A 25,882-nucleotide genomic window follows, 5' to 3' on the forward strand; every position below is an offset into this window, starting at 1 on the left:
GCGGCGCGCTGATGATGATCAACCGGCTGGCCGGTCGCAGCGCTGCGCCGAGCGGCGAGCGAGTTTCGGTCTGACCGATCAACGATGACGCAAGTGGCCGGGAATCACGCTTAACTTCGACTATTGCGTCCCACTGGATGGGACGCGCCGTCTCAGCGCGAGCGCACCTCCACGTCCTCGGGTTAGCCCTTCTTGGCCGCCCGTGCCTTGCGCCAGGCCGCCCACCGCTTCTTGTTGCGGTAGTAGACCACCACGAACAGGACCAGCGCGATTCCGCCGATCCACAGCTTGCGCTTGGTCTCCTGCCGCACCTCAGGCGACGGTTCCTGGGGCGCGTTCACGCTCGGGCCAGGGTTCACCGTCGTCTGCCCGGCCACCACCACGGGGGCGTTCGCGCTCTCCTCAGCAACGGACGTTCCGGCGAGACCGAGAACGCCCATCAGCGCGAACACGCAGGCCAGCAGCAACCTCGACATGGCCTGAACTCTACAACGAATACCACGTTCGAAGGTCACCCAAACTAGTTACACGCTCACCCAGCGTCCGTTTGGAACGCCTTCAGGAGCTGCTCCGCCGCGAGCGTCGCGGTGAGCTCACCGGTGCGCACCTTCTCCTCCAGCGAGGGCGCCAGCGCGCGCACGGCGGCGCTCTCGCGGACCTGCCGCCACAGCTCGTCGTGGACCATCATCCAGGTCCAGTCGACCTGCTGGCGGCGGCGCCGTTCGTCCAGCTCGCCGGCCTCGCGCAGGGTGGTCCGGTGTTCCAGCACGCGGGACCACAGCTCGTCCAGACCGGCGCCGGTGAGGCCCGAGCACGTGAGCACCGGCGGGTGCCACACCGCGTCCGGGGCGCGCAGCAGCTTCAGCGCGCCCGCCAGCTCCCGTGCGGCCTTGCGGGCGTCCAGCTCGTGCTCGCCGTCGGCCTTGTTGACCGCGATGACGTCCGCGAGCTCCAGGACGCCCTTCTTGATGCCCTGCAGCTGGTCGCCGGTGCGCGCGAGGGTGAGGAACAGCGAGCAGTCCGTCATGTTCGCGACGGCCACCTCGGACTGTCCGACGCCGACCGTCTCGACCAGCACCACGTCGAAGCCGGCGGCCTCGACCAGCACGATCGTCTCGCGGGTGGCCTTGGCGACGCCACCGAGCGTGCCGGAGGTCGGCGACGGCCGGATGAACGCGTCCGGGCTCACCGACAGCCGTGCCATCCGTGTCTTGTCGCCCAGAATGCTGCCGCCGGTGCGGGTGGACGACGGGTCGACGGCGAGCACCGCGACCCGGTGACCCCGCTCGACCAGCGTGGTGCCCAGCGCGTCGATGAACGTCGACTTGCCGACACCGGGCACGCCGGTGATGCCGACCCTGACCGCGCCGCCGGACTTCGGCAGCAGCTCGACCAGCAGCTCCTGCGCCTTGGCCCGGTGGTCGGCACGGGTCGACTCGACCAGCGTGATGGCCCTGGCCAGCACACTGCGATCGCCGTCGAGCACGCCCTTCGCGTACTCGGCGACGTCGATCGCCCTCCTAGCCATGGTGGCCGAGCTGGTCCGCGAGCTTCACCAGCAGGTCCTTGGCCGCGTCCGCGATCACGGTGCCGGGCGGGAAGATCGCCGACGCGCCCGCCGCGTACAGCTCGTCGAAGTCCTGCGGCGGGATCACGCCACCGACGACGATCATGATGTCCGCGCGGCCGAGCCTGGCCAGCTCCTCCCTGAGCGCGGGCACCAGCGTCAGGTGGCCCGCCGCCAGCGAGGACACGCCGACGATGTGCACGTCGGCCTCGGCGGCCTGGCGCGCGACCTCGTCCGGCGTCTGGAACAGCGGGCCGACGTCGACGTCGAAGCCGAGGTCCGCGAACGCCGTCGCGATCACCTTCTGGCCGCGGTCGTGCCCGTCCTGCCCCATCTTGGCGACCAGGATGCGCGGCCTGCGCCCCTCTTCCTCCGCGAACGTCTCGACGACCGCGCGGCAGGCGTCCACGTTGGACACTTGGCCGACCTCCTGCCGGTAGACACCGGAAATGGTGCGGATCTGCGCGCTGTGCCGGCCCCACACCTTGCCCAGCGCCTCGGAGATCTCCCCGACCGTGGCCTTGGCGCGGGCCGCGTCGATGGCCAGCTCCAGCAGGTTGCCGCCACCGCCCGCCGCGTTCGTCAGGGCCTGCAGCGCACCGTCCACAGCGGACTGGTCGCGTTCCTCCCTGAGCCTGCGCAGCTTCTCCAGCTGCTGCGTCCGCACACCGGCGTTGTCGACCTTGAGGACCTCGATCTGCTCGTCGCTGGTCACCAGGTACTTGTTGACGCCGATCACCGGCTGCCGCCCGGAGTCGATGCGCGCCTGCGTGCGCGCCGCCGCCTCCTCGATGCGCAGCTTCGGGATGCCCTCGTCGATCGCGCGCGCCATCCCGCCGGCCTTCTCGACCTCGGTGATGTGCTCCCACGCCTTCGCGGCCAGCTCGTTCGTGAGCCGTTCGACGTACGCGCTGCCACCCCACGGGTCGATGACCCGCGTGGTGCCCGACTCCTGCTGCAGCAGCAGCTGCGTGTTGCGGGCGATGCGCGCGCTGAAGTCCGTCGGCAGCGCGAGCGCCTCGTCCAAGGCGTTGGTGTGCAACGACTGCGTGTGCCCCTGCGTCGCCGCCATGGCCTCGACGCACGTGCGCGCGACGTTGTTGAACACGTCCTGCGCGGTGAGCGACCACCCGGACGTCTGGCAGTGCGTGCGCAGGCTGAGCGACTTCTGGCTCTTCGGCTCGAACCCGTTGACCAGCTTCGCCCACAGCAGCCGCGCGGCCCGCATCTTGGCGATCTCCATGAAGAAGTTCATGCCGATCGCCCAGAAGAAGCTCAGCCGCGGCGCGAACGCGTCGACGTCCAGCCCGGCCGCCCTGCCGGCGCGGATGTACTCGACGCCGTCGGCCAGCGTGTACGCGAGCTCCAGGTCGGCGGTCGCCCCCGCCTCCTGCATGTGGTAGCCGGAGATCGAGATGGAGTTGAACTTCGGCATGTGCGCGCTGGTGTAGCTGAAGATGTCGGAGATGATCCGCATCGACGGCTGCGGCGGGTAGATGTAGGTGTTGCGGACCATGAACTCCTTGAGGATGTCGTTCTGGATGGTCCCCATGAGCTGCTCCGGCTTCACCCCCTGCTCCTCCGCGGCCACCACGAACAGCGCGAGGATGGGCAGCACCGCGCCGTTCATCGTCATCGACACGGACATCTTGTCCAGCGGGATGCCGTCGAAGAGCGTCCGCATGTCGTAGATCGAGTCGATCGCGACCCCCGCCATGCCGACGTCACCGGCCACGCGCGGGTGGTCCGAGTCGTAGCCGCGGTGCGTGGCCAGGTCGAAGGCGACCGACAGCCCCTTCTGCCCGGCCGCGAGGTTGCGGCGGTAGAAGGCGTTGGACTCCTCGGCCGTCGAGAAGCCCGCGTACTGCCGGATCGTCCACGGCTGGTTGACGTACATCGTCGGGTACGGCCCGCGCAGGAACGGCGCGACGCCGGGGTAGGTCCGCAGGAAGTCGAGACCGTCCACATCGGACGGCCCGTAGACCGGCTTGACCGCGATGCCCTCCGGCGTCTCCCAGGAGGGCAGGTCGGTCTTGTACTCCGCCTGCGGCAGCGGCCCGAGCTCGACGTCCGCGAAGTTGGGGATCATCGCTCCACTCCCTGGGGCTGCGTGATGCCGAGGAACTCGAAGGTGCCGTTGAGGATCTCCAGCGCCGGGCAGCCCACGTACACGTGCCCGTCGACCTGCGCGTCGCTCTTCCGCCCCGCGAGGAGCACCCGTTCCGCACCGGCCTCGCGCAGGGCCTCGACGGCGGGACCGGCGAGCTCGGCGTAGCTGCTGTCGCTGCCGCACACGACCGCGATCCGCGCACCGGACGCCTTGAACCGCGCCGCGACCTCGTCGGCGGTCTTCGTCGGCCCCGCGTTGGGGGTGGCGAAGCCGCCGGCGTTGAAGAGGTTGGCGGCGAAGGTGGCGCGGGCGGTGTGCGCGGCGACCGGGCCGAGGGTGGCCAGGAAGACCTGCGGGCGTTCCGGCTGGGCGTCGGCCAGGTCGCGCAGCTCCTCGAAGGCCTGTGCATAACGCACGCGCGGGAGGCCGAAACTGTCAGACCCGCTTGAGATGATTGGGATGGGGGGTGCGTCCCCCCAGGGGGCCTGCGAGTCGGTATCGATTCCGTGGGGCGGAGCGGACGGCGTGGCCGAGGCGGGAGGCGTTGCCGAGGCGGGCGAGACGGACGCGGGAGGCGCTGTGGACGTGGTCGAAGCTGCCGACACGGGCGAAGCGGACGCCGGAGGCGTGGCCGACGCAGGCGTTGTGAACGCGGGTGGCGTTGCGGACGCAAGCGAAGCTGCCGACGTCGTTGAGGCAGGCGCGGCCGAGGCAGGCGAGGCCGCCGACGCGGGTGGCGTGGCGGACGCGGGCGAGGTTGTCGACGCGGACGACGTTGCGGGCGCGGACAGCGATGCAGACGTCGCTGGCGTGGTGGATGCGGACGGCGTTGCGGACGTGGTCGAAGCTGCCGACACAGGCGAAGCGGACGCCGCCGGGTGGGGCGGGCGGACCACCGGCTTCTCGGCCAGGTTCGGGAACTCGCTCACCCCCGTGATCGGGTCGCTGCGGTCCGCCAGCCGGGCCGACCGCCGCGCCCAGGTGTCCGCGATCCGCGACACCACCAGCGAGGACGCCCCCGGCAGCCCACCGGCGCGTTCGATCTCCTGGAACCACTTCCAGGCGGCCACCGCGAGGTCGTCGGTCAGCTTCTCCACGTACCAGGAACCGGCCGCCGGGTCGATCACCTCGCCGAGGTGCGACTCCTCCAGCAGCAGGTTCTGCGTGTTGCGCGCGATGCGGCGCGCGAACTCGTCGGGTACGCCGATCGCCGCGTCGAACGGTTGCACGGTCACCGAGTCGGCGCCGCCGAGGCCCGCGGACAGGCAGGCGACGGTCGTGCGCAGCATGTTCACCCACGGGTCGCGGCGGGTCATCATCGCCGACGAGGTCACCGCGTGCTGCACCTGCGGCACGTCGGCGCCGGACACCTCGGCGACCCGTGCCCACAGGCGGCGGGCCGCGCGCAGCTTCGCGATCGTCGTGAACTGGTCGGCGGTGGCGGCGTAGCGGAACTCCAGCTGTGCGAAGGCGGTGGCGACCGGCAGGCCCGCGGCGGTCAGCGAGCGCAGGTACGACACGGCCAGCGCCAGTGACGCGCCGAGCTCCTCGGAGTCGGAGCCGCCCGCGTCGTGGAACGGCAGTGCGTCGACCACGACCGTGCGCAGCGACGGGAACTGGGCGACGGCCTGCTCGATCACCGGGAGCGACTCGGCCGAAGGGACCAGTGCGAGGTTGCCGGTCACGTCGGCGGGCAGCAGCGGTGCCTGGTCGTAGATCCGCAGCATCGTGCGGGCGGCCTCGACGTCGCCGTCGAGCACGATCGGAGCGAGGTCGAGGTAGACGCCGTCCAGCAGGCGTTCCAGCGACGACGCGGGCACCGCGAGCCACAGCGACGTGACGCCGCCCTCGAGGTCGTTCAGCAGCGCCACGGGATCGGGTACCGCGTGGCGTTGCCGCACGTCCCAGCCCTGCTTGACGGGTGCGAGCGCGTACGGGGGCAGCGCGTCGTCGGCGGTGTACAGCGGCTGGAGCGCGAAGCCGTCGTACGTCTGGGTGACCAGGGAGTCGAAGTCGGCGCCCGTCTTGCGCAGGACGGCGTCGACCAGTTCACGCCACTGTTCCCGCGACGCCGCGGGGAACTCGTTCGGGCGGAATTCGGCGGGCAAGGCCAACTCCATCATCGTTGCAGTGTCGCGGAACGGTACGCGCGCGGCTATGTGAGGTTCACCGCCGTTAACGATGCAGCCGGTAACTCGGGAACAATGGCCTGGTGGACGACCAGGAGCGCGTGATCGCGGCTAGGTACCGGCTGCTGCACCTGCTGGGTCAGGGGTCCATGGGCACGGTGTGGGCGGCGCACGACGAGGTGCTGGGGCGGCAGGTGGCCGTGAAGGGCATCCTGCACACACCCGGCATGCCGGACGTCGAGGCGGCCCAGCTGCGGGAGCGCACGATGCGGGAGGCGCGCGCGGTCGCCGCGCTGTCGCACCCGAACCTGGTGACGCTCTACGACGTGGTCCAGCACGACGGCAACCCGTACGTGGTGATGGAACTGGTGCCCTCGCGCAGCCTCGGCGAGGTGCTCAAGGAACAGGGCTGCCTCACCGAGAAGCAGGGCGCTGCGGTGCTGGACGCGGTCGCGGCGGCGCTGGAGTCGGCCCACCGGGTCGGGATCACGCACCGCGACGTCAAGCCGGGCAACGTGCTCATCGCGGACGACGGACGGGTGAAGCTCACGGACTTCGGCATCGCGCGCAACGTCGCCGAGGCCACCATGACCGCCCGCGGCATCACGCTCGGCACGCCCGCCTACATCGCGCCCGAGGTCGCGCAGGGCGGTGACGTGTCCGCGGCGGCCGACCGGTGGTCGCTGGGCGCCACGGTGTGGGCGGCGATGGCCGGTGAGCCGCCGTACGTGGGGCGCAACGTCATGCAGACGATCAACGCGGTGATCAACGGCGAGGTGCCGGTGCCCGCGGGTGCCGGGCGGCTGGCGCCGGTGATCAGCGGGTTGATGCAGAAGGACCCGGAACAGCGGATGTCGCTGGTCGACGTGCGGCGCAAGGTCTACCCGCTGCTGCCGGAACCCGGCACGGACGCGTTCGAGATCCGTGCGCCGCGGCCGATGCCGGTGATCGTCCGGCCCAAGCCGAAGATCGAGCCGGACGCGCCGCTGGCCGCCGACCCCGGGCCGCTGCCGTTCCAGGTCACGAAGCCCGCCGCGCCGGAGCGCACGCCGATCACCAGGACGTTGGTGCTGGTCGCGGCGGTGGTGCTGTTCCTGGTGGGCTCCGGTGGCGGGTTCGCGCTGACCCGGCTGGTCGCGGGGGCGCCGCTGCTGCCGCCGGTCGAGCAGGGCGCGCCGACGCTGCCGACGCTGCCGAGCTCGCCGACGTTCGAGCAGCGCACCGAGAACGCCGTCACCGCGGCCGGCGACCAGGGCGGGAAGTTCACCCTGAAGGTGGACCAGAGCTGGACCAGGTACGCCGAGCAGCGGGCGGCCGACCAGCGCGTCCCGGCCTCGGCGGTGGTGCACTTCGTGTCGCCGTCCGGTGCGTACGAGGTGGCGGTACAGCGGTTCCCCGACTTCTATCCGAAGCGCAAGATCGCCGAGTACGTGGCGGCCGTGCAGGCGCGCTGGGCGAGCCGGTTCTACGGCGGTGAGAAGGTGCCGACGCCGAACCTGGCCGGTGCGCGCACGGAGGACGGCATCCAGTTCGTCTACAAGACCGTGGAGGGTGACGAGGCGACGGCGTTGCGCCGGTCGCACTTCTCCCGTGTGCTGCCGTACGGCAACGACCTGTGGGTGGTCGAGGTCGTCGTCCCGACCGAGCAGGAGGACGCGGCGAGGGAGCGCCTCTTCGACGCGATCGCCTCGACCTTCGCCCCGGTTTAAGCTCTCGCGGTGACTGAAGAAGAGCTGGCCGGCAAGGCCGCGGAAGAGATCCAGGGCCGCACCGGCGTGGCGAAGCACGACATCGCGATCGTGCTCGGCTCCGGCTGGCGGCCCGCAGCCGACGTGATCGGCGAGCCGGCCACCGAGATTCCGGTGGGAGAGCTGACCGGCTTCGAGGCGCCGACCGCGCTCGGCCACGGCGGCACCATCCGCTCGGTGGAGGTCGGCGGCAAGAAGGTCCTCGTCGTCCTCGGCCGCACCCACGGCTACGAGGGCAAGGGCGTGCAGAAGGTCGTCCACGGCGTGCGCACCGCGGCCGCGGCCGGCGTGTCGACGGTCGTGCTGACCAACGCCGCCGGTGGCCTGCGCCAGGGCATGTCCGTCGGGCAGCCGGTGCTGATCTCCGACCACCTCAACCTGACCTCGCTGTCGCCGCTGGTCGGCGCGCGGTTCGTGGACCTCACGGACCTGTACTCGCCGCGGCTGCGGAAGCTGGCGCAGGAGATCGACCCGTCGCTGGAGGAGGGCGTGTACGCGGGTCTGCCGGGCCCGCACTTCGAGACGCCCGCCGAGATCCGGATGCTCCGCACGATGGGCGCCGACCTGGTCGGCATGTCGACGGTGCACGAGGCGATCGCCGCACGCGCCGAGGGCGTCGAGGTGTTCGGGCTGTCGCTGGTCACGAACCTCGCGGCGGGCATCACCGGCGAACCGCTGAACCACCAGGAGGTGCTGGAGGCCGGTGCCGCCGCCGCCCAGCGCATGGGCACGCTGCTGCGCGAGCTGGTGGACCGCGCATGAGCCTCACCCCGGTGCTGCGCGACGCGACGTTCCGGTGGATCGCCGACGACCCCTCCGCGGCCACCCGTGCGGAGCTGCAAGGGGTGCTGGCGCGTGCCATGGGCGGCGACGCGGCGGCGCTGGCCGACCTGGAAGACCGGATGGCCGGGCCGCTGACGTTCGGCACGGCCGGACTGCGCGGGCCGGTCAGGGCGGGCACGAACGGCATGAACGTGGCCACCGTGGTGCGCACGACGGCCGGGCTGGCCGCGTGGCTGCGCACGTCCGGGGCGGGATCCAGTGCGTCCGGGCTTGGCGCTTCGGGCCTGAACAGCGGCGGGACGGGCAGCGGTACGGGTGCGTCCGGACCGGGCACGTTCGGGTCAGGCAGCGGCGGACTGGTTGCGTCCGGATCGGGTGCGCCCGGGACGAGCAGCGGCGGGACGGGTGCGTCCGCGTCAGGTGTGTCCGGGTCCGGTGCGTCCGGGGTCGTGTTCGTCGGCCGTGACGCGCGGCACGGGTCGGAGGAGTTCGCCGTCGCCGCCGCCGAGGTGATGGCGGCGGCCGGGTTCGACGTGCGGATGCTGCCGGGGCCGTTGCCGACGCCGGTGCTCGCGTTCCTGGTGCGTCAGCACGGTGCGGTGGCGGGGATCCAGATCACCGCGTCGCACAACCCGCCGGCGGACAACGGGTACAAGCTCTACCTGGCCGGCGGGTCGCAGATCGTGCCGCCGTCGGACGGGGAGATCGAGCAGGCCATCGAGGCCGTGCCCGCCGCGGTGTCGGTGGCGCGTGCCTCCACTTACTCGGTGGTGCCGGACGCCGACGTCGACGCCTACCTGGAGCGGGTCGCGTCGCTGCCCAGCGGCACCGCGCGGTCGTTGAAGATCGCGTTGACGCCGATGCACGGCGTCGGTGGCCAGTTCGCCGTGGAAGCGTTGCGGCGCGCGGGTTTCACGGACGTGCACGTGGTGCGGTCGCAGGCCGTGCCGGACCCGGACTTCCCGACGGTGGCGTTCCCGAACCCCGAGGAGCCCGGCGCGTCGGACGAGCTGCTGGCGCTGGCGGAGTCGGTGGACGCCGACCTCGCGATCGCGCTCGACCCGGACGCCGACCGGTGCGCGCTGGGCGTGCGGGACGGGTCGGCGTGGCGGATGCTGCGCGGCGACGAGACGGGCGTGCTGCTCGGGTCGCTGGTGCTGTCCACTGTGGAGAGCGCAGATCCGTTGGTGGCCACGACTATCGTGTCGTCGTCGCTGCTGAGGTCGATCGCGGCGGCGCACGGTGCCCGGTACGCGGAGACGCTGACGGGCTTCAAGTGGCTGGCGCGGGCCGGCGAGGGCCTGGTGTTCGCCTACGAGGAGGCGCTCGGCAACTGCGTCGACCCGTCGTTCGTGGCGGACAAGGACGGCATCTCGGCGGCCGTCGTCGCCGCCGACCTGGCCGCGGGCCTGAAGTCGTCCGGGCGGACGTTGCTCGACGCGCTGGACCAGCTGGCGCTGGACCACGGCCTGCACCTGACCGACCAGGTGTCGTTGCGCTACACCGACCTGTCGCTGATCGGCGCGACGATGGCCCGGCTGCGCGCCGAGCCGCCGGCCGAGTTCACCTCGGAGGACCTGCTGCCCGGCGCGGACGTGCTGCGGTGGACGGCGGAAGGCGTGCGCGTGATCGTGCGCCCCTCCGGTACCGAGCCGAAGCTCAAGGCGTACCTGGAGGTCGTCGAGCCGGTCACGGACGGACTGGAGTCCGCCCGTGCGGCAGCGAAGACTCGGTTGGCTGAACTGCGCGAACGCGTTACGGCGCTGGTGAGCTAGCGGTCAGCTCCCGAGCGCGATCAGCAGGCACAGCACGGCAAGAGCGAAGCCCCCGCCGGCCACCCAGAAGGCCCTCCTGGTCGGCGGGGCGATCGCGGTGCGCCGCCCCTCGGTCACGGCCGCGACCGCGATCCTGCCGAAGATGTACGCGATCGAGCAGAGCCCCACGCCGAGTCCGAACAACATCGTGTTGACGTCCCACGGGCTGTGGTCGAACCCCGGCCACAGCGACGCGAAGAGGGGCCCGAACCCGATCATCCCGATGCCGATCGCAAGGCCGAAACCCCAGGTGATGCGACGCTGACGAGGACTGGTGGTCATAAGGGCGGTGGTCTTCATGGTCCCTCCTGTGTACACCTTCTAGGACGTCTTTCCGGCCCCGGGGTTCCGTTGCAGCAACAGGAACGCCTGCGGGCCGCCTTCGTCCACACCCCTCTGACGCACGAGCCTGGCCACTTCGTTGAACCCGGCCGCGATGGCGTTGCTCACGGTCTCATCGACGTCGTGCCAGTACACGTCCAGGTCAACGTCGTGGCCGTACGCGTGGTCGAGGTGGCGCTTCTGGTCACCCGCCTTGAACCCGTGCAACAGGTACCCGCCGGGCTTGAGCACCCGGTGGAACTCGAGCCACGGCACGTCCCCGGCCGGCATGTGGACCGTGGAGTACCAGACGACGGCGCCGCCGAGGCTCTCGTCGGCGAGGTCGAGCTCCGTGAGGTCGCCCTGGCGGAAGTCGAGGTGCGGGTGGAGCTGCCTGGCCTGGGCGAGCATGCCCTCGGAGAGGTCGACGCCGAACACGTCGAGGCCGAGCTCGTGCAGGTACCGGGTGATGCGGCCGGTTCCGCAGCCGAGGTCGCCGATCCGGCCGCTCACCAGCTCGGCGAACGCGCGCATGATCGCGGCGTCGAGCGGGCGGCCGTCGTGGGCGTCGGGGAGGAGCTGGGCGTAGCTGGCGGCGACGACGTCGTAGCTGGCACGGGTCATGGTCATCATGCTGCCGGGCACGGGGTACGCGGCGTCACTTGGCGCCGACCGAGCCGGATCCCGGCCACGGGTGGTACCAAGGACGGTCATGAGGCTGCTGATCGTCCACCACACGCCCTCCCCCGCCCTGCAGGCGATGTTCGAGGCGGTCGTCGCCGGTGCCACCACGCCGGAGATCGAGGGTGTCGAGGTCGTGCGGAAGGCCGCGTTGTCCACAACCGCTGTGGACGTCCTGGAGGCCGACGGCTACCTGCTGGGCACGCCCGCGAACCTCGGCTACATGAGCGGTGCGCTGAAGCACTTCTTCGACACCGTTTACTACCCGTGTCTGGATTCCACGCGCGGTAGGCCGTTCGGGTTGTACGTCCACGGCAACAACGACACGACGGGTGCGGTGCGCAGCGTCGAGACGGCCACGACCGGGCTGGCGTGGGAGAAAGCGGCGCAGCACGTCGTGGTGACGGGTGAGCCGGCGAAGGCCGACCTGGAGGCGTGCTGGGAGCTCGGGGCGACCCTCGCGGCCCAGTTGTCCACATGACCCCAGGGTTGTCCACAGCTACTTGTCCCCACCCTGTGGACAACCCTGGGGATAGATTCGAACAGGTGTTCTAACGCCCGATCGAGCTCATGTCGGGGTACCGGTCGCCGGCCACCGCGGAAGCCGGGACCGCCGCCTCGATCGCCGCCAGATCCGCGTCCGACAGCTCCAGCGCGGCCGCCGCCACGTTCTCCTCCAGGTACTTCAGCCGCTTGGTGCCCGGGATCGGCACGACGTCGGACCCGCGGTGCTGCACCCACGCCAGCGCCAGCTGACCGGCGGTGACACCGCGTTCGTCGGCCAGGGCGCGCAGGTCGGCGACCATCTTCAGGTTCGCGTCGAGGTTCTCGCCGGAGAACCGCGGGTTGGCGGCCCGGAAGTCGCCGTCGGAGAAGTCGGCGGCGGACGAGAAACGGCCGGTCAGCACGCCGCGGCCGAGCGGCGAGTACGGCACCAGGCCGATGCCGAGCTCACGTGCCGTGGGCACGATCTCCGCCTCGATGTCGCGCGACCACAGCGACCACTCGCTCTGCAGCGCCGTGATCGGGTGGACGGCGTGGGCGCGGCGCAGCGTCTCGGCGCCGGCCTCCGACAGGCCCAGGAACCGGACCTTGCCCTCGGTGACCAGCTCGGCCATCGCGCCGACGGTTTCCTCGATGGGAGTGTCCGCAGGCACGCGGTGCAGGTAGTAGAGGTCGATCACGTCGGTCCCGAGCCGCTTCAGCGACCCCTCGACCGACGACCGCACGTAGTCGCGATCCCCGCGCACGCCACGACGGTCGCCATCGCGCACGATGCCGAACTTCGTCGCGAGCACGACGTCGGAGCGGCGGCCGGCGATGGCGCGGCCGACCAGCTCCTCGTTCACGTGCGGGCCGTACATGTCGGCCGTGTCGAGCAGCGTCACGCCGAGCTCCAGGGCCCGGTGGATCACCGCGATCGACTCGGTGTCGTCGCCGGCACCGTAGAACTCCGACATCCCCATGCAGCCGAGCCCCTGCGGCCCGACCTCCAGAGCACCAAGCTGACGGGTCACGCCGTCGCCTCCAAATCGCGTTCGACCACGGAGTAGTGGTCGATCTTGTAGTCCAGGACCTCGAGGCACGACTGCAGCTCCGCGATGCGGGCGCGGACGTCGTTGCGGTGTTCCACGAGGATCTGCCTGCGCCGGCCCGCCGTGTGCTCGCGGTGCCTGAGCTGGGCGAACTCGCGCATCATGCGGATCGGCATGCCGGTGGTGCGCAGGCGGGTCACGAAGGCCAGCCAGCCGAGGTCCTCCTCGGAGTAGGCGCGGCGGCCGCCCGTGTCGCGTGCGGGCGGGTCGACGAGCCCGATTCGTTCGTAGTAGCGCAGGGTGTCTATGGACAACCCGCTGCGCTGCGCGGCCTGGGCTATCGAGTAACTCACGAAATCGACGCTAAGACCTGGAGTGCGCTCTAGGTCAAGCGGAATCCTTGGGCAGTCCCCACGCTTCGAGGTGGCCGGCCATCTCCGGCACGTCGATCTTGTCACGGCCCAGCGCGCGGACGAGGTCGAGCGCGTCGTCCTCGTCGGCGTCGATCCAGTAGCCGTTGATGTCGCACATCGTGACGGCGGCGACCCAGCCGAGCCGCCAGTTCCCCTCAGTCAGCGGACGGGTGCGCACGATCGAGTCGAGGAGGGCGGAGGACTTCAACCACAGCGTGTCGTACGCCTCCACGCCGAGCACGGTGGCTCGGGGGCGGTACGCCGCTGTGTCCAGGAGACCGATGTCCCTCACGACGAGGTCACCACCGGTCACAGCCGTGGCCAGCACTAACAGGTCCCCGGCGTCGAGGTAGGAGATCACAGCATCCAGTTGATCACAGAGGACTGACAGTTTCAGGAAGATCCGAGCCTATCCAAAAGACCTCGGTACTTGGGGAGGACCCGCCCGAGGACCTCGCCGAGCTTCTCTTCCTGCTGCATGCGCTGGTAACGGTCCGCGATCGCCAACCGCACGACCTCCTGCTTGGAGCGCCCCTCGGCCGCCGCGAGTTCAGCGAGCCGCAGGTTCTCCTCCTCGGTCAACCGCAAGGTCATCGCCATTCCCGGCACGGTACCAATGTGATACCACTCAGGCCAGCGCCCGTTAGGATTGCGTGATGCCCAGGCCCAAGACCCACGACGAGGCGCTGCGGCGGCGGCTGCTCGAACGGGCGGGCGAGCTGCTCAGCACGGGGGGACCCGACGCGGTGAGCCTGCGCAGGATCGCCACCGACGTCAACACCTCGACCACCGCCGTCTATTCCCTGTTCGGCGGGAAACCGGCGTTGCTCGAAGCGCTGCACGACGAGGCGTTCAACCGGTTCGGCGCGAGCCTGGCCGCCGTGCCGATCACCGACGACCCCGCCGAGGACCTGCTGCGGATCGGCCTCGCGTACCGGCGCAGCGCGCTGGAGGACCCGCAGTTCTACTCGGTGCTCTACTCGAAGGTCGTCGAACCCACGAGGGAGATGAGCCGCGCGGCCGGGCGGACGTTCGCGCCGGTGCGCAACGCGGTGCGGCGGGCGATCGAGCTGGGCGTCTACCGCGACGAGGACCCCGAGCAGATCGCGATGTCGATGTGGGGCCTCGCGCACGGCCTGGTGAGCCTGGAGCTCAACGGGAACCTGCCGCCGGGCATCGACGCGGCGGCCACCTACGAGCTGGCGCTGCGGGCACACGGCCGGGGCTGGCTGGCCGGGAGATGACGGAATCCGGGGAGGCGGCCGCCGCGAAACCTCCCCGGACCCGCTGAACTGTCCGGAACGGACAGTTCGTCCTTGGGTGCGGCCCTACCTCAGCGCGCCGTCCAGCGCCTTGATCAGCTCGCCGTTCGCCGTGTCACCGTCGAGCGACCAGACCATCGCGCCACCGAGCCGGCGGGAGTTGATGAAGCGGGCCTTGCGCTTCATCTCCGTGGCGTCGTCGTAGGTCCACCACGTCTTGCCGTCGTAGATCCACGCGAAACCGGCGCGCTCGTCGCGGTAGACCTTGTAGGTGTTGCCCGGCTCGGAGAGCTTCGCCTTGAGGCGGTGGAAGTCCTCGTAGCCAGCCTCGTACTTGGCAGGCGCAGGCACACCGGTGCCGAACAGGCCGTTGCGGGTGCCGGGGGCGACGCCGTCCCAGCCGCGGCCGTAGAACGGCACGCCGAGCACGGCCTTCGAGCGCGGCGCACCGCGCGACAGCCACGCGTCGACCGTCACCTCGGAGCTGAACTCGAACTGCGACGGGTCGCCCTTGGGCACGCGCAGCGCGGACTGCTGGTTGGCCGCCGGGTCCCACGCGCCGTGGTAGTCGTAGCCCTGCAGCGTGCCGAAGGTGAGGTAGCAGAACACCTTCGCGACCTCGAAGCCCGCGTCCACCTGCTTCGGGTCGGCCGGCAGGAACGCGGTCAGGTCGCGGTTCCAGCCCATCTGCCTGCGGTATTCGGCGAGCAGCTTGGTGAAGTTCTGCTTGTCCTCGGGACGGACGACGTTCGGCGGCTCCATGTTGCCGTTGCTCGCCGGCCACTCCCAGTCGAGGTCGACGCCGTCGAAGACGCCCTTGGCGGCGCCCTCCGGCAGGCCGGGCAGGTTGCCCTTGATCCACATGTCGGTGCACGACCTGACGTGCGCCGCCCGTGAGGTCTCGTCCAGTGCCGCGTTGGAGAAGTAGCGCGAGCCCGTCCAGCCGCCCAGCGAGATGTTGATCCTCAGCTTGGGGTACTTGGCCTTGAGCTGCTTGAGCTGGTTGAGGTTGCCCATGAGCGCCTGGCCTGGCTCGTCGGCCTTGCCGCTCACGGACTGCTCCGCCGTGTAGGGCATCTGCCAGTCGGCCCACGGGTCGGCGCTGATGCACTTGCCCGACTCGTCGAGGAACCCGAACGCGTAGTTCAGGTGCGTGAGCCGCGCCGCGGCCCCGCTGTCCACGAGGTTCTTGACCCGGAAGTTCCGGTCGTACACGCCCCACTGGATGAAGTACCCGACCGTGCGGGTCTTCGAGAAACCGTGGTGCCCATTGGTCTCGACGTCGGCGTTCGCGGGCGCAACGGCCAGCGACGCGGACAGGGCGCCGACCGCAAGAGCGGCGACACCCCATCTCCGTCCGGACATGAGTCTCCTAAGTCGGTGGCGGCAGCGGCGATGTGGTCCACAGCACGATAGGCCTGAGGTCTAGACCACTGCTACGTCCGATCGGAGGTATGTCCTAAACCGCCCCGTACAGACGGTCACCGGCGTCGCCCAGGCCGGGCACGATGAAGCCGGAGTCGTTCAACCGCTCGTCCACGGACGCCGTGACGAGCCGCACCGGCAGCTTCGAGTCCTCCAGGTGGTTGATGCCCTCCGGGGCGGCGAGCACGCACACCGCCGTGACGTCCGTCGCACCGCGCTGGGTCAGCAGCCTGATCGTGTACGCCATCGAGCCGCCGGTCGCGAGCATCGGGTCGAGCACGAACACGGGGCGGCCGGCGAGGTCCTCCGGCAGCGACTCCATGTACGGCGTCGGCTGCAGCGTCTCCTCGTCGCGCGCGAGCCCCACGAACCCCATCTGCGCGTCCGGGATCAGCTTGTGCGCCTGGTCGGCCATGCCGAGCCCGGCCCGCAGCACCGGCACGAGCAGCGGCGGGTTCGCCAGCCTGAAACCGGTGGTGCGCGCGACCGGCGTGTGCGTGCGCTCCTCGGCCACCGGCGCCTCGCGCATGGCCTCGTAGACCAGCATGACCGTGAGCTCCTGCAACGCCGCGCGGAACGCCGCGTTGTCCGTGCGCGCGTCACGCATGGTTGTGAGTCTCGCCTTGGCGAGTGGATGATCGACGACGAGGACGTCCATGCCCGACACCGTAACCGCTGAGAGGACCGGAGCGTGTTCGAAGAGCTGTACCGCGAGGCACGTCAGCGCATCGTCGGACTGACGATGGGACTGAGCGCCGACGAGCTGGCCCGCGTCGTACCCGCCTGTCCTGAGTGGACCGTGCACAAGGTCCTCGCGCACCTGTCCGGCGAGGCGTCGGACATCGTGACCGGCCGGATGGACGGCGCACCCGGCCACGAGTGGACCGCGCGGCACGTCGCCGAGCGCGAGCACGTCCCCGCGGACGACCTCCTGGTGCAGTGGAACGAGTCCGGCACCCGCATCGACGCACTGGACCGGATCCCCCACCAGCTGGCGCTGGACGCGATCACGCACGAGGCCGACCTGCGCGCGGCACTCGGCCGGGAGCGCCTGCCGGACTCCGTCTGGTACCCGACGCTGGTGTGGTTCGCGCCGCGCCGGCTGCCCGAGGTGACGTTCAAGACCGACCTCGGCGTCATCGGCGACGGCCCGGTCACGGTGGAGGTCGACGCGTACGAGCTGTGGCGCGCGTTCTTCGGCCGCCGTTCGCGCCGCCAGATGCAGTCGTGGCCCTCGACCGACCCGTCGGTGGTGGAGAAGATCCCGTTCTTCCCCGCCAGGGACACCGATCTCGTGGAGTGAACACTGTTAACCGAGTGGGTGTAGGGTCGGCCGCGTGACGGACCACGTGCGCATCGGAGTGCTCGGCGCGGCCATGATCGCGCCATCTGCTGTCATCCGCCCGGCCCGCTCCTCGACGGTGGCCGAGGTGGTCGCGGTCGCGGCCCGGTCCGCCGACCGCGCGAAGACGTTCGCGGACAAGCACGGCATCGCACGCGTCCACGGCTCGTATGAGGACCTGCTGGCCGACCCGGCCGTGGACGCCGTGTACAACCCGCTGCCGAACGGCCTGCACGGCAAGTGGACGCTCGCCGCACTGGAAGCCGGCAAGCACGTGCTGTGCGAGAAGCCGTTCACGGCGAACGCGGCGGAAGCCGAGACCGTGGCCGCGGCCGCGAACGCGTCCGGTCTTGTGGTGATGGAGGCGTTCCACTACCGCTACCACCCGCTGGCCCAGCGCGTGGCCGAGATCGTGGCCTCCGGCGTCCTGGGCCCGCTGCGGCACGTCGAGGCCTCGGTCTGCTTCCCGCTGCCGGTGTTCTCCAACATCCGCTACGACTACCCGCTCGCCGGCGGCGCGATGATGGACGCCGGCTGCTACGCCGTCCACATGGCCCGCCTGCTCGGCGGCGAGGAACCCGAGGTCCGCTCGGCCCACGCGGTGCTGCGCACCCCGGACATCGACCGCGCGATGCGCGCGACCCTGCGCTTCCCCTCCGGCCACACGGGTTCCGTGCACGCGTCGCTGTGGTCGGCGGCGGTGCTGAAGCTGTCGATGAAGGCCATCGGCGAGAACGGCGTGCTGTCGGTGTTCAACCCGCTCGGCCCGCACACGTTCCACCGCTTGTCGTTGCGGCTCAAGAACAGGCGCTCGACCGAGACGTTCGGCCGCCGCCCGACCTACGCCTACCAGCTCGACGCGTTCACCGACGCGGTCCTGCACGGCAAGCCGTTCCCGACGACGGCCGACGACGCGGTGCGGAACATGACGGTGATCGACTCGATCTACCGGGCGGCAGGCCTGCCGCTGCGCAGGCCGACCACCTGATCCAGCTCCTCGGCGAGGTCCACGGTTCCGGCACGCAGCTCGTCGGCGCGGAAGACCACGGTGATGTCCCACATGAGGTGCAGCTCCACGGGCTTGTCGTGGAACCGCAACGGCAGGGCGCCCTCGTACGGCTTGATGCGCAGCAATGCCACGGTGCACCGCGGCGCCAGGTGGATCAGCAGGAACCGCGCGTCGGGCCCGACCTCCAGCAGACACACGCAAAGGCCTTGGCCCGGCACGTATCCCTGAACCTCTCTCACCATGGGCCAACGGTCCGCCCTTGCCACGAGACGAGCCTGCTCTGCGAAGAGGGCCGGCACACCAGCTCTTTTCTCGAAGAGTCAACACAAATCGAGAGTGCTGGGTTCGCGTGGTCGACGATCAACGCGGTGGCCAAGTCGCCTGAGGAGTCACTCCGCGGTCCGCGACTCCAAGGATCGCGACGGTGCGGTGCTCGTCTTCTCCCCCGCCGCGTGGCAGGCCTTCCTCCGCACCACCTGATCAGGGCCGTCGACAACCCGATCCGGGAGTAAAGACCCGCCCAAGCGCCTCCGAAAAGACTGGTAGCCAGTTGAGACGCGGAGGTGTGAACGGTGACGCTCGAACAGAGACCCGGTCGGCAGTGGTGCGAGTCACCCCTGGTCATCCTGGGTGTGTCGGGATCTGTCGGGGTGCTCGTCGCCGTGCTGCCGGAGCTGTGGCTGTACAGCCCGGCCCTGGCCACGAGCCTCGTGCTGCTCCTGGCGGCGGCTTTCGCGATCACTGTCAAGTACGCACCGAACCGCAGGTGAGGGTTCTAGACTCGATCGGGTGAGCGACGAGCTGGTACCGGCTGACCAGAGTCACATGCGCGCCTCGGACGCGGACCGGGAACGGATCGCGCAGGTGCTGCACAAGGCGACCGCGGAAGGTCGTCTCGACATCCACGAGCTGGACGAGCGGCTGGCGGCCGTCTACGCCGCCAAGACCTACGGCGAGCTCGTCCCGATCACCGCCGACCTGGTGCTGAGCGGCCTGCCGCAGTCGCCGGCGGTGCCGCAGCACCGGTCGGCCGTCGACGCCCGTGTCGGCGGTGAACCCGGCAGCGCGGTGTCCGTGGCGTTCTGGTCCGGCGTCAACCGCAGGGGGCAGTGGGTCGTCCCGCGCCTGCACAACGCCGTGGCCGTCATGGGTGGCATCGAGCTCGACCTGACCCACGCCCTGTTCGCGGAGCAGGAGGTCACGATCAGCGTGTTCGCGTTCTGGGGCGGTGTCGAGATCCGCGTGCCCGACGACATCAACGTCAAGGTCGACGGGTTCGGGTTCATGGGCGCGTTCGAGGACCGGGCACCCGCCCGCAGGTACATCCCCGGTGCGCCGACCGTGCGCATCACCGGGCTCGCGCTCATGGGTGGCGTCGAGGTCAAGGGGCCCAAGAAGAAGAAGTCGAACGTCCTGCGCGAGCTGCGGGACTGAGGACGAGACGGCCGAGCGGCAGGTGCCGTGATGCTGCTGTCCTGGTTCGCGGAACGGGCCGGGCAGTCCGGCGTGGACGTGTCGTTCAAGATCGACGGGCCGCGTGAACGCAGGAAGTGGACGCTGATCCTCGGCAGGCCGCCGTACGTCGGCGAGTGCTGGGTCCGCCGCGGCGACTTCGAGGACCTCGACGGTGGGCTCGCCTGGGTGCGGGAGCAGCTGCGGAGCAGCCGGGCGACTGGTCGTGGGTCGACGAGCCGCTGGAGGACGCCGACGCCTTCGCCGCGGTGATGGAGGAGATCGGCGCGATGGGCGAGTGCTTCATAGTCCAGTACAACCCGGACACCCGGTGGACGTTGCTGGGCGCCAAGGTGAAGGTGACCGGCTACCCGAGTCTGGAAGTGTGCCTGTTCGACGGTCTCGACCGCCTGCACGCGCTCAACGCGTCAGCACCAACGCCACCGCCGCAAGACACAACGCGCTGATCTGCACCACGTCATCGCCCTGCCCGGCAACCGAACCCCACCATGACGAGCATGGGGACCAGCACCCCGGCCAACGGCCACAACCCGGTGGCAGCAGGTGTTCACCACCAGTCGTCCCCGTCTCCGGCGATCCGCCGGGAGCGGACCGGGAAGCGGGTGGCTCAACCACCCTGACCTGCGCGAACCCACTCACTTAGGACGGGCGTGCCATTCCGCTTACACTCCGAAGCATGGCTGCTCCTACGACACTGCCGTCGGCCCTGGCTGACGCCGTGCGCGACGAATCGTCGCTGCGGCGTTTCCTGCACGGGCTCCCCGGCGTCGACCAGGTCGGCGTCGAGCAACGAGCCGCGGGCCTCGGCACGCGGAGCATCAAGAAGGCCAGCAAGCTGCACGCCATCGACCTGGCGATCAGCATGGTGGACCTGACCACGCTCGAAGGCGCCGACACGCCCGGCAAGGTGCGCTCGCTCGCCGCCAAGGCCCGCAGGCCCGACCCCGATCGGCCGGACGTGCCGCAGGTCGCCGCGGTGTGCGTGTACCCGGACATGGTGAAGACGGCCGCGGACGGGCTGGCGGGCACGGACATCAACATCGCCAGCGTCGCGACGGCGTTCCCGAGCGGCCGCAGCACGATCGACATCAAGCTGGCCGACACCCGGTTCGCCGTCGAGCAGGGCGCGACCGAGGTCGACATGGTGATCGACCGCGGTGCGTTCCTCTCCGGCCGCTACGGGCTGGTGTTCGAGGAGATCGTCAAGGTCAAGCAGGCCTGCGGGGACGCGCACCTCAAGGTCATCCTGGAGACCGGTGAGCTGGTGACCTACGACAACGTGCGCCGCGCGTCGTGGCTCGCGCTGCTCGCCGGCGGCGACTTCATCAAGACCTCGACCGGCAAGGTGCAGCCGGCCGCGACGCTGCCGGTCACGCACGTGATGCTGCAGGCCGTGCGGGACTGGAAGACCCAGACCGGCGAGCTGCGCGGCGTCAAGCCCGCCGGCGGCATCCGCACCACCAAGGACGCGATCAAGTACCTGGTGGCCGTGCACGAGGTGGCCGGCCCGGAGTGGCTCGACCCGCACCTCTTCCGGTTCGGCGCGTCGACGTTGCTCAACGACCTGCTCATGCAGCGGCGGACCCAGTTGGACGGCCACTACAGCGGCCCGGACTACGTGACGGTGGACTGAAGACATGTGGGAATACGCCCCCGCGCCCGAGTCGCGGGACATCGCGAACCTCAAGCCGAACTACCGGATGTTCGTCGACGGCGAGTTCGTCGAGGGCTCCGGCGAACCGCTCAAGAGCATCAACCCCGGCACGGAGGAGGTGCTCGCCGAGGTCTCCACCGCGTCAGCGTCCGATGTGGACACCGCGGTGAAGGCCGCCCGCCGCGCCTACGACCGCGTGTGGTCGAAGATGCCCGGTGCCGAGCGCGCCAAGTACATCTACCGCATCGCGCGGCAGATCCAGGAACGCGCGCGTGAGCTCGCGGTGCTGGAGTCGCTGGACAACGGCAAGCCGATCAAGGAGTCGCGCGACGTCGACGTCCCCACGGCCGCCGCGCACTTCTTCTACCACGCGGGCTGGGCGGACAAGCTGTCCTACGCGGGCTACGGCCCCGACCCGCGGCCGCTGGGCGTGGCCGGTCAGGTCATCCCGTGGAACTTCCCGCTGCTGATGGCCGCGTGGAAGATCGCCCCGGCGCTGGCGTGCGGCAACACCGTCGTGCTGAAGCCGGCCGAGACCACCCCGCTGACCGCGCTGGTGCTCGCCGAGATCATCCAGCAGTGCGACCTGCCGCCGGGCGTCGTCAACATCATCCCCGGCGCCGGTGACGTGGGCGCGACCCTCGTCGAGCACCCGGACGTGAACAAGGTGGCCTTCACCGGTTCCACCGAGGTCGGCAAGATCATCCAGGGCAACCTGGCCGGCACGGCGAAGAAGCTCACCCTGGAGCTCGGCGGCAAGGCGGCGAACATCGTGTTCGACGACGCCCCGCTCGACCAGGCCGTCGAGGGCATCGTCAACGGCATCTTCTTCAACCAGGGCCACGTCTGCTGCGCCGGTTCGCGCCTGCTGGTCCAGGAGTCGATCGCGGACGAGCTGCTGGAGAAGCTGCACGCCCGCGTCTCCACGCTGCGCGTCGGCGACCCGCTGGACAAGAACACCGACGTCGGCGCGATCAACTCCCGCGAGCAGCTCACGAAGATCAAGGAGCTGACCGAGGCGGGCGAGGCCGAGGGCGCGACCCGCTGGAGCTCCTCCTGCCCGTTGCCGGACAAGGGTTTCTACTTCGCCCCGACGGTGTTCTCCGGTGTCTCGCAGGCCATGCGCATCGCCCGTGAGGAGATCTTCGGCCCGGTGCTGTCGGTCCTGACCTTCCGCACCCCGGAGGAGGCGGTGGCCAAGGCGAACAACACCCCGTACGGCCTGTCCGCCGGCGTGTGGACCGAGAAGGGCTCCCGCATCCTTTGGACGGCGTCGAAGATGCGCGCCGGCGTCGTCTGGTCCAACACGTTCAACCGCTTCGACCCCACCGCCCCGTTCGGCGGCTACCAGGAGTCGGGCTTCGGCCGCGAGGGCGGCCGCACCGGTCTGGAGGCCTACCTCGATGTCTGATCGCATCTCGGTCGCGAAGACCTACAAGCTCTACATCGGCGGCGCCTTCCCCCGCTCGGAGTCCGGCCGCTCCTACCCGGTCACCGACACCAAGGGCACCTTCCTCGCGAACGCGGCCCTGGGCTCCCGCAAGGACGCCCGCGACGCCGTGACCGCCGCCCGCAAGGCGTTCGGCCCGTGGTCGGCCGCCACCGCGTACAACCGCGGCCAGGTCCTCTACCGCGTGGCCGAGGTCCTGGAAGGCCGCCGCGAGCAGTTCACCACCGAGGTCGCCGCCTCGGAGGGCGTGCCGCTGAAGAAGGCGCAGTCCCTGGTGGACACCGCCATCGACCGCTGGGTCTGGTACGCGGGCTGGACCGACAAGATCGCCGCCGTCCTCGGCTCCGCGAACCCGGTCGCGGGCCCGTACTTCTCGTTCTCCACCCCGGAACCGACCGGCGTGGTGGCCGTGCTGGCCCCTCAGCAGTCCTCGCTGCTGGGCCTGGTCTCCGTCATCGCCCCGGTCATCGCCTCCGGCAACACCTGCGTGGTCATCACCTCGCAGGACCGCCCTCTCCCGGCGATCACCCTGTCCGAGGTCATGGCCACCTCCGACCTGCCCGGCGGCGTCGTCAACATCATCACCGGCCGCGCCGCCGAGATCGCCCCGTGGCTCGCCTCGCACGCGGACGTGAACGCCCTGGACCTCACCGGCGCTCCCGAGTCCCTGCGCGCGGACCTGGAACGCTCGGCCGCCGGGACCGTGAAGCGGGTGCTGCGGGTCAGGTCCGACGAGGACTTCACCCGCGAGCCGGACCTCTCGCGCCTGCGCGCGTACCTGGAGACGAAGACGGTCTGGCACCCGATGGGCGTGTGAGACCTCAGCCGGCGGCGTAGGCCTTGCCCTGCGCCGCCAGCTCCTCGCCGAGGATGCGGACCGCCTTCGGGCCGACGCCGTGGATCTGCAGCAGCGCCTTGGCGGAGACCTTGGTGAGGGATTCGAACGTCGTGTAGCCGTGGGCGGCGAGCTGACGGGTGGCGACTGTGCCGATGGTGCGCGGGAACTCGGTCTCAGGCTGTTCGGTCATGGCACCATTCTCACGCCGCCGCACCGATCGGCCGAGACAAGCCGTTTCGCTTCTGATCGAGCCGAAGGCGAGGCGTTCAAAGCTCTTCAACGGCGGTTCCGCGGTGGGTGGCTTCCCCGTCTAGCGCTCCGATCGTCTGCCGGGCCTGAGGAGGGGTGTCAACCGGGCACGCTCTTCGCCCGGTTGACACCCCTCCTCAGGTCTGGCTCGCTCCGTGAGAGCTAGGCGGGGCAGCCGCCCACCGCAACGCAACCACCAACGCAACCGGCAGCCGCCCTAAGCACCAGGCGTGCCATCAACCCGCTAACCGCGCTGGCCGGCTTCTTTGGGAGTGTCGGGGTCTGGGGCGGAGCCCCAGAAAACAGACCAAAGGCGGGTCACGAGTTCACCAGACCCGCCCGCCAGGCCCACGACGCGATCCCCACCCGGTTCTTCACGTTCAACTTCGTCTGCACCGACGCCAGATGCGTCTTCACCGTCGACAAGGACAGGTACAACGCCCCGGCGATCTCCTGGTTCGACAACCCCCGGGCCACCTCCCGCACCACGTCCTGCTCCCGAGCCGTCAACAGCCCGAGGTCAGGCCGCGAAGCCGGCCGGGCGAAGTGCTCCAGCATCCGCACGGTGACCTGCGGCGAGATCAACGCGTTCCCGGCAGCCGCCGCCCGCACCGCCTCGACCAGCAGCGCAGGCCCGGCGTCCTTCGTCAAAAAGCCGGATGCGCCGTTCTCCAACGCCGTGTGCACGTACTCGTCGAGGTCGAACGTCGTCACCACCACGACCTTCGTCGAGGTACCGGACAGCTTCTTCGTGACCTCCAGGCCGTCCAGACCAGGCATGCGGATGTCGAGCAGTGCCACGTCCGGCTTCAGCTCGCGGGTCGCGGTGACCGCCGAGATGCCGTCCGGCACGTCCGCGACGACGGTGATGTCCGGCTGCTTCTCCAGGATCATCCGGAAGCCGACGCGGACCATCTCCTGGTCGTCGGCGATGAGGACCGAGATCACTTCTTCCCCTCCAGTGGCAGTTCCGCGAGCACCTGCCAGCCGTTCTCGCGCGGGCCGGCGGAGAACAGGCCACCCAGGAGGTCGACCCGCTCACGCATCCCCACGAGACCGTACCCACCCTGGTTCAGCTCGCCGGGCCGGCCGTCGTCCGCGACCACCACGCGCAACGCCCCCGCGGGCGTCCGGGAGATGTCCACGTCGATCATCGTCGGGGACTGGGCGTGCTTGTGCACGTTCGTGAGGGACTCCTGGACCAGGCGCAGCACGGAGCGGCCCAGCTCGGGTGGGACCTCGTCGGGCAGGTCGATGCGCAGGCGGGTTTCCAGGCCGAGCTCGCGGGTGCGTTCGACGGTCGCGATGACGTCGGCGGCGAGGTCGGTGGTGGCGACGTCGTTCTCGCCCTGGCGCAGGGTGCCGACCAGGCGCCGCATCGCGCCGAGGGCCTCGGTGCCGCTGCGGACGATGCCGGGCAGCAGGCGGTGGGCGGCGCGCGGGTCGTCGTCGGAGACCTCCAGCGCGGCCTGGGCCTGGATCAGCATGCCGGTGACGTGGTGGGCGACGACGTCGTGCAGCTCGCGGGCCAGGACGATGCGCTCCTCCTTCTGCGCGTCGGTGACGGCGGCGGCGATCAGGCGGCCGCTCTCGGTGTCACGGGCGCGGAAGTACAGGCCGGTGCCGACGGCGAGGAAGCCCAGGACGAGGGAGCCGAGCATCTCGTTGTAGTTGTAGGACGAGAGCCAGTTGTCGCGGACGATCGCGGCGAACACGCTCACCGCCACCAGCGAGCCGACCGACCACGTGGCGGAGCGGCGGGGTTCCTCGCGCACGACCACGGCGGTGAGCACCAGGCAGGCGGCGGTCTCGGCCACGGTGAGCGGGCTGAGAACCGTCGGCAGGTTCACGTTGAACAGCCGGACCACGAACGACGCCACGAAGATCGACGCCACGGTCACCGGGATCGTGAAGGCGCGGGACTTGAACGACGCCACCGCCGCGATGCACGGCGGCACGCTCAGCAGCCACACCAGGGCCTGCGAGCTCGTCGGCCCCGACATGAAGATGAGCTCGGCGAGCATCAGCAGCGCGAGCGCGGCGGCGATCGGCCATTGGCCCCGATGACTGTCCACGGTA

At 70.3% G+C, this 25,882-nt stretch carries 31 protein-coding genes; 15 read left to right on the forward strand and 16 right to left on the reverse strand.

The genetic code is table 11. From position 1 onward, the window contains the following. Positions 1-182 precede the first annotated feature (182 nt). Genes ADL03_RS32910 through ADL03_RS47600 form a run of 4 tightly spaced genes read right to left on the reverse strand, consistent with a single transcriptional unit; the run spans position 183 to position 5,800 of the window. Positions 183-476 carry a hypothetical protein gene (locus ADL03_RS32910; RefSeq protein ID WP_053737492.1) on the reverse strand — a complete coding sequence of 98 codons (294 nt, stop codon included), beginning with the start codon at positions 474-476 and terminating at the stop codon, positions 183-185. Positions 477-532: 56 nt separating this feature from the next. Further along, positions 533-1,528 carry a methylmalonyl Co-A mutase-associated GTPase MeaB gene (meaB, locus tag ADL03_RS32915; RefSeq protein WP_053737493.1) on the reverse strand — a complete coding sequence of 332 codons (996 nt, stop codon included), beginning with the start codon at positions 1,526-1,528 and terminating at the stop codon, positions 533-535. Continuing rightward, entirely contained in the window at positions 1,521-3,656 is a 2,136-nt protein-coding gene (gene scpA, locus ADL03_RS32920; protein WP_053737494.1) for a methylmalonyl-CoA mutase, read from the reverse strand. Before scpA ends, meaB begins: the two co-directional genes overlap by 8 nt. Further along, complete coding sequence (locus ADL03_RS47600; RefSeq protein ID WP_157529540.1) at positions 3,653-5,800, reverse strand: methylmalonyl-CoA mutase family protein; 2,148 nt, start codon at positions 5,798-5,800, stop codon at positions 3,653-3,655. Before ADL03_RS47600 ends, scpA begins: the two co-directional genes overlap by 4 nt. Positions 5,801-5,889: 89 nt before the next feature. Between ADL03_RS47600 and ADL03_RS32930 the strand changes: the two genes are divergently transcribed. Genes ADL03_RS32930 through ADL03_RS32940 form a run of 3 tightly spaced genes read left to right on the forward strand, consistent with a single transcriptional unit; the run spans position 5,890 to position 10,112 of the window. After that, complete coding sequence (locus ADL03_RS32930; RefSeq protein WP_197288853.1) at positions 5,890-7,515, forward strand: serine/threonine-protein kinase; 1,626 nt, start codon at positions 5,890-5,892, stop codon at positions 7,513-7,515. A gap of 9 nt (positions 7,516-7,524) precedes the next feature. After that, complete coding sequence (locus ADL03_RS32935) at positions 7,525-8,316, forward strand: purine-nucleoside phosphorylase (protein WP_053737496.1); 792 nt, start codon at positions 7,525-7,527, stop codon at positions 8,314-8,316. After that, on the forward strand, positions 8,313-10,112 hold the full coding sequence (locus ADL03_RS32940) for a phospho-sugar mutase (RefSeq protein WP_053737497.1): 1,800 nt from the start codon (positions 8,313-8,315) through the stop codon (positions 10,110-10,112). The genes ADL03_RS32935 and ADL03_RS32940 overlap by 4 nt, the downstream gene beginning before the upstream one ends. Positions 10,113-10,115: 3 nt before the next feature. On the opposite strand, the gene ADL03_RS32945 is transcribed toward ADL03_RS32940, so the two are convergent. After that, positions 10,116-10,451: a hypothetical protein gene (locus tag ADL03_RS32945; RefSeq protein WP_197288854.1), complete on the reverse strand. Its 336-nt coding sequence runs from the start codon at positions 10,449-10,451 to the stop codon at positions 10,116-10,118. Between the two features lie 21 nt (positions 10,452-10,472). Then, positions 10,473-11,096, reverse strand: a complete 624-nt coding sequence (locus ADL03_RS32950) for a class I SAM-dependent methyltransferase (RefSeq protein ID WP_231642587.1) — start codon at positions 11,094-11,096, stop codon at positions 10,473-10,475. Positions 11,097-11,184: 88 nt separating this feature from the next. On the opposite strand from ADL03_RS32950, the gene ADL03_RS32955 reads away from it, so the two are divergent. Further along, positions 11,185-11,634, forward strand: coding sequence for a flavodoxin family protein (locus ADL03_RS32955; RefSeq protein ID WP_053737498.1), 450 nt, complete (start codon positions 11,185-11,187; stop codon positions 11,632-11,634). A gap of 70 nt (positions 11,635-11,704) precedes the next feature. On the opposite strand, the gene ADL03_RS32960 is transcribed toward ADL03_RS32955, so the two are convergent. The 4 genes from ADL03_RS32960 to ADL03_RS32975 are packed head-to-tail and all read right to left on the reverse strand — an operon-like array spanning position 11,705 to position 13,701. Then, positions 11,705-12,619 (reverse strand): aldo/keto reductase, encoded by a 915-nt coding sequence (locus tag ADL03_RS32960; RefSeq protein ID WP_053737499.1) that lies wholly within the window; start codon positions 12,617-12,619, stop codon positions 11,705-11,707. A 47-nt stretch (positions 12,620-12,666) separates the two neighbouring features. Continuing rightward, positions 12,667-13,041: a MerR family transcriptional regulator gene (locus tag ADL03_RS32965; RefSeq protein WP_053737500.1), complete on the reverse strand. Its 375-nt coding sequence runs from the start codon at positions 13,039-13,041 to the stop codon at positions 12,667-12,669. Positions 13,042-13,075: 34 nt separating this feature from the next. Beyond that, positions 13,076-13,462: a type II toxin-antitoxin system death-on-curing family toxin gene (locus ADL03_RS32970; RefSeq protein WP_053737501.1), complete on the reverse strand. Its 387-nt coding sequence runs from the start codon at positions 13,460-13,462 to the stop codon at positions 13,076-13,078. A 32-nt stretch (positions 13,463-13,494) separates the two neighbouring features. Next, complete coding sequence (locus ADL03_RS32975; RefSeq protein WP_053737502.1) at positions 13,495-13,701, reverse strand: ribbon-helix-helix protein, CopG family; 207 nt, start codon at positions 13,699-13,701, stop codon at positions 13,495-13,497. A gap of 56 nt (positions 13,702-13,757) precedes the next feature. Between ADL03_RS32975 and ADL03_RS32980 the strand changes: the two genes are divergently transcribed. Continuing rightward, positions 13,758-14,345 carry a TetR/AcrR family transcriptional regulator gene (locus ADL03_RS32980; protein WP_053737503.1) on the forward strand — a complete coding sequence of 196 codons (588 nt, stop codon included), beginning with the start codon at positions 13,758-13,760 and terminating at the stop codon, positions 14,343-14,345. A gap of 84 nt (positions 14,346-14,429) precedes the next feature. Here the strand turns inward: ADL03_RS32980 and ADL03_RS32985 are convergent, their stop codons facing one another. Both ADL03_RS32985 and upp read right to left on the reverse strand, forming a co-directional pair. Next, complete coding sequence (locus tag ADL03_RS32985; protein WP_053737504.1) at positions 14,430-15,728, reverse strand: glycoside hydrolase family 18 protein; 1,299 nt, start codon at positions 15,726-15,728, stop codon at positions 14,430-14,432. A 94-nt stretch (positions 15,729-15,822) separates the two neighbouring features. Beyond that, positions 15,823-16,446 carry a uracil phosphoribosyltransferase gene (gene upp, locus ADL03_RS32990; protein WP_053737505.1) on the reverse strand — a complete coding sequence of 208 codons (624 nt, stop codon included), beginning with the start codon at positions 16,444-16,446 and terminating at the stop codon, positions 15,823-15,825. 33 nt (positions 16,447-16,479) lie between these two features. Between upp and ADL03_RS32995 the strand changes: the two genes are divergently transcribed. Next, a complete protein-coding gene (locus ADL03_RS32995; RefSeq protein ID WP_053737506.1) occupies positions 16,480-17,091 on the forward strand; it encodes a maleylpyruvate isomerase N-terminal domain-containing protein in 612 nt (203 codons plus the stop codon). A gap of 34 nt (positions 17,092-17,125) precedes the next feature. Next, positions 17,126-18,118 (forward strand): Gfo/Idh/MocA family protein, encoded by a 993-nt coding sequence (locus ADL03_RS33000; RefSeq protein WP_082373673.1) that lies wholly within the window; start codon positions 17,126-17,128, stop codon positions 18,116-18,118. Here the strand turns inward: ADL03_RS33000 and ADL03_RS33005 are convergent. Beyond that, on the reverse strand, positions 18,076-18,381 hold the full coding sequence (locus ADL03_RS33005; RefSeq protein WP_157529541.1) for a hypothetical protein: 306 nt from the start codon (positions 18,379-18,381) through the stop codon (positions 18,076-18,078). The two genes, ADL03_RS33000 and ADL03_RS33005, sit on opposite strands and share 43 nt — an antisense overlap. Between ADL03_RS33005 and ADL03_RS50905 the strand changes: the two genes are divergently transcribed. The 8 genes from ADL03_RS50905 to ADL03_RS33040 all read left to right on the forward strand — a co-directional run bounded on the left by ADL03_RS50905 (position 18,380) and on the right by ADL03_RS33040 (position 23,533). After that, positions 18,380-18,619, forward strand: coding sequence for a DUF397 domain-containing protein (locus tag ADL03_RS50905; RefSeq protein ID WP_082373674.1), 240 nt, complete (start codon positions 18,380-18,382; stop codon positions 18,617-18,619). The genes ADL03_RS33005 and ADL03_RS50905 overlap by 2 nt on opposite strands. Positions 18,620-18,711: 92 nt before the next feature. Further along, the gene (locus ADL03_RS33010; protein ID WP_053737508.1) at positions 18,712-18,909 is read left to right on the forward strand and encodes a hypothetical protein; all 198 of its coding nucleotides are present in this window, start codon (positions 18,712-18,714) and stop codon (positions 18,907-18,909) included. A gap of 19 nt (positions 18,910-18,928) precedes the next feature. Then, on the forward strand, positions 18,929-19,573 hold the full coding sequence (locus ADL03_RS33015; RefSeq protein WP_231642589.1) for a DUF1707 domain-containing protein: 645 nt from the start codon (positions 18,929-18,931) through the stop codon (positions 19,571-19,573). A 30-nt stretch (positions 19,574-19,603) separates the two neighbouring features. Then, entirely contained in the window at positions 19,604-19,864 is a 261-nt protein-coding gene (locus ADL03_RS33020; protein WP_157529542.1) for a hypothetical protein, read from the forward strand. Continuing rightward, entirely contained in the window at positions 19,861-20,058 is a 198-nt protein-coding gene (locus tag ADL03_RS33025) for a hypothetical protein (RefSeq protein WP_157529543.1), read from the forward strand. The genes ADL03_RS33020 and ADL03_RS33025 overlap by 4 nt, the downstream gene beginning before the upstream one ends. 230 nt (positions 20,059-20,288) lie before the next feature. Further along, entirely contained in the window at positions 20,289-21,245 is a 957-nt protein-coding gene (deoC, locus tag ADL03_RS33030) for a deoxyribose-phosphate aldolase (RefSeq protein WP_053737512.1), read from the forward strand. A 4-nt stretch (positions 21,246-21,249) separates the two neighbouring features. Next, the gene (locus ADL03_RS33035; RefSeq protein WP_053737513.1) at positions 21,250-22,677 is read left to right on the forward strand and encodes an aldehyde dehydrogenase family protein; all 1,428 of its coding nucleotides are present in this window, start codon (positions 21,250-21,252) and stop codon (positions 22,675-22,677) included. After that, positions 22,670-23,533 carry an aldehyde dehydrogenase gene (locus tag ADL03_RS33040; RefSeq protein WP_053737514.1) on the forward strand — a complete coding sequence of 288 codons (864 nt, stop codon included), beginning with the start codon at positions 22,670-22,672 and terminating at the stop codon, positions 23,531-23,533. Before ADL03_RS33035 ends, ADL03_RS33040 begins: the two co-directional genes overlap by 8 nt. 4 nt (positions 23,534-23,537) lie before the next feature. Here ADL03_RS33040 and ADL03_RS33045 read toward each other — a convergent pair whose 3' ends face one another. The 3 genes from ADL03_RS33045 to ADL03_RS33055 form a co-directional block, all read right to left on the reverse strand. After that, complete coding sequence (locus ADL03_RS33045; RefSeq protein ID WP_053737515.1) at positions 23,538-23,744, reverse strand: hypothetical protein; 207 nt, start codon at positions 23,742-23,744, stop codon at positions 23,538-23,540. 377 nt (positions 23,745-24,121) lie between these two features. Continuing rightward, positions 24,122-24,751: a response regulator gene (locus ADL03_RS33050; protein WP_053737516.1), complete on the reverse strand. Its 630-nt coding sequence runs from the start codon at positions 24,749-24,751 to the stop codon at positions 24,122-24,124. Then, positions 24,748-25,878 (reverse strand): sensor histidine kinase, encoded by a 1,131-nt coding sequence (locus ADL03_RS33055; RefSeq protein ID WP_053737517.1) that lies wholly within the window; start codon positions 25,876-25,878, stop codon positions 24,748-24,750. Before ADL03_RS33055 ends, ADL03_RS33050 begins: the two co-directional genes overlap by 4 nt. Between the last annotated feature and the right edge of the window lie 4 nt (positions 25,879-25,882).

It is taken from the genome of Nocardia sp. NRRL S-836 (assembly GCF_001279525.1).
Lineage (GTDB): Bacteria > Actinomycetota > Actinomycetes > Mycobacteriales > Pseudonocardiaceae > Lentzea.